3 protein-coding genes are annotated in these 2656 nt (G+C 46.4%); 2 read left to right on the top strand and 1 reads right to left on the bottom strand.

All coding sequences use genetic code 11. The annotated features are described in order from the left end of the window. Positions 1-685, top strand: a 685-nt coding sequence (locus RM811_RS20855) for a class I SAM-dependent methyltransferase (protein ID WP_402527880.1), incomplete at its 5' end; no start/stop codon positions are given. Positions 686-889: 204 nt separating this feature from the next. Here RM811_RS20855 and RM811_RS20850 read toward each other — a convergent pair. Further along, the gene (locus tag RM811_RS20850) at positions 890-1642 is read right to left on the bottom strand and encodes an SDR family NAD(P)-dependent oxidoreductase (protein ID WP_402527879.1); all 753 of its coding nucleotides are present in this window, start codon (positions 1640-1642) and stop codon (positions 890-892) included. A gap of 152 nt (positions 1643-1794) precedes the next feature. Between RM811_RS20850 and RM811_RS20845 the strand changes: the two genes are divergently transcribed. Further along, positions 1795-2394 carry a LysE/ArgO family amino acid transporter gene (locus RM811_RS20845; RefSeq protein WP_402527877.1) on the top strand — a complete coding sequence of 200 codons (600 nt, stop codon included), beginning with the start codon at positions 1795-1797 and terminating at the stop codon, positions 2392-2394. Positions 2395-2656 lie beyond the last annotated feature (262 nt).

Genomic DNA, 2656 nt, shown 5'->3' with positions numbered 1-2656 from the left:
TATTCTGGAAACCGCTGCAGGTACTGGAGCCGGTTCGCTGATCCTGCAACAGAGTCTTGAGCCAGGCTCGTTATACACCGTGTCAGATATCAGTGACGATATGCTTGAAATGGCTCGGAAAAAGCTGGGAAATCTTGCCGGAGTTCGCTTTGATCTGGCGGATGCCTGTGCCTTGCCTTATGACAATGAGGCATTTGATTCCGTGGTCAGCCTGTTTGGCCTGATGTATTTTGACGATAAACAAACAGCACTCAGAGAAGCCAGAAGGGTTCTTAAACCGGGCGGAAGGCTGCTGTTCTGTGTTTGGGACACTCTTGAAAAGAGCACGCTCAGCTTTAATTTTTACCATAAGGCTGCTCGCTACTTTGATGGTAATCTACCTCAGTTCCATAAGCTTCCCCACAACTGTGCCAGTCTGGACTTTCTCAAATCAGAGCTGGAATCAGCAGACTTTTCTGACATCCAGATTTCTGTCGTGAAAAAACAGACTGCCAGCTGCTCAGCCAGCGAAGCAGCCACCAGTATCATTACAGGTACACCGGTATTTTTTGAATTTCAGGAGAAAGGTATCAGTCACGGTCAGGTCATCAGGGAAATGACTGAGGAGCTACGAACAATTTTTGGCGACGATCTCAGTGGCCTGACCAGACAGGCAATTTTTGTAGAGGCCCGTAAATACTCTTAAGGTAGACATCAAGAGGGCTCAAATCACCTGCCTGTAGCACTGTCGTCTTTCCTGCGAAGGCGAGAATCCGTTGCGAGCAGTGGATCCCCGCCTTCGAGAGTGTCGCAAAAAGCCTTAAAAGAAGGAACCACAAAGGCTTAATCTACCTTTTGCGACAACCTCCTGCTCATGCGCGGTAAAGACGACAGTGCGCAAATGGTGTCACTATTTCCCGCTACTGACAGGTATATCCCCCATCAACAGGCACCAGAGCACCGGCATAAAGCTATTTTCTGAAGACAACAGGTAACAAGCCAGGCTGGCAATTTCTGAAGGTTTGGCAATTCTTTTCATTGGCTGGGCATTTTCCAGCGTCTGAATAATATCAGCCTCACGGACACCCGTCAGTTGGTTACATTCGTCGATGGCTCCCTTCAGAATTCCTGTTTCACAGGTGCCCGGGCAAATACAATTCACCCTGATATTAAACGGAGCATAATTAATAGCGGTACTTTTAGTGAGCTGGGCAACCGCACCCTTACTCATGCCGTAGGCCGCGCTACAGCCTTTGCCAATAAAGGACTGATCAGAACCCTTCAGCAGAATAGCCCCATACTCCTGTTTACGCATAACAGGAAGCACTGCCTTTAAAAGATAGAAAGTTCCGAAACAGTTAACGCCCATCACTTTTTGCATCTGTTCAATGGCAGTGTCTTCAATGGTGCCAAATTTATGAATTCCTGCATTGGCAAAGAGTGCATCAATCTTTCCTTCCTCCGCCATTACGTCTTGCACTGCATGCTGAACCTGATCATAGCGGGACACGTCACAGTGGATAAATTCAGAGCTACTGGCTTCTGAATCTGTTATGTCAAAGTTATAAACTTTGGCTCCCTCACTGGAAAGCTGCTGCACGGTTGCAAAACCAATCCCCGAAAAACCACCACTGACAACGGCAACTTTATTATGAAATCCCATGACTCTCTCATCGAGAAAGGCTCAAGGGTAGTCACAATATTTCATTTCAGCCATGTGCTTACCTATCTCAGGATATAACGCTTACAGTTTGGTATGCTTTCCCGTGATGATCAGCTCTCTGGTTCAATAAAAATTACAAACAGGTTATTACGTTGTCTGCATATCTTTCCGGATTCTCTCTCAGTTTGTCATTAATCCTGGCCATTGGCTCACAGAATGCTTTTGTTCTGAAGCAGGGGATTAAGAAGCATTATGTGTTTCTTGTATGTCTGCTCTGCGCAGTCTCAGATGCCCTGCTGATCGCTTTGGGCGTGGCTGGTTTTGGTGTGGTCGTTGAACAATTCCCACAAATTGAGGTGTTTGCCCGCTTCGGTGGTGCAGCCTTTCTTGTTGTTTATGCCCTGCTAAGTTTTCGCTCTGCTTTTACCGAGACTCATGCCCTTGATGAGAACGCCAGTGTTCCACGATCCATATGGAAGACCATGGCCGTCTGCCTGGCCTTTACCTGGCTGAACCCTCACGTTTATCTGGATACCGTAGTGCTTCTGGGTTCCATATCAACCCAGTATGACGGACAGCAGCTTGAGTTTACGCTCGGAGCCATCACCGCATCGTTCACTTTTTTCTTCAGCCTGGGGTATGGAGCAAGACTGCTGAGCCCACTGTTTCAAAACCCGAAATCATGGAAAATCCTGGAATTTTTTGTGGGTCTGACCATGTTGATTATTGCCGGTTCACTGGTATTTGGCTGAGTCGATTATCTGCAATGTATCTATTGACCTGACTGTAGCTTCGTAACTTATCTTTGGAAATGTATCACCAATTTCAGGATCAGCCTGGCTAATAGGCGTTTGTGCGTAAACTACTTATTATGCTAAACAAAATTTGACAGAAAACTGTGCGAACAGTGCCGATCATGCAGCGATCTTGCACAGGTATACGACAGTGAAACCCAGTGATATCAAGGGGTTGGTATTTAGTTTTTTATATCACCGCACAATTTTTTCATTATCA

The organism is Endozoicomonas sp. (assembly GCF_031844845.1).
Taxonomy (GTDB): Bacteria; Pseudomonadota; Gammaproteobacteria; order Pseudomonadales; family Endozoicomonadaceae; genus Endozoicomonas.
The sequence above is the reverse complement of the archived record's forward strand: the minus strand, read 5'-3'. Positions and strand labels throughout refer to the sequence as shown.

Bases quoted from the DNA above. Each gene is read 5' to 3' on its own strand.
- RM811_RS20850 (WP_402527879.1), bottom strand. From the start codon at position 1,642: ATGGGATTTCATAATAAAGTTGCCGTTGTCAGTGGTGGTTTTTCGGGG.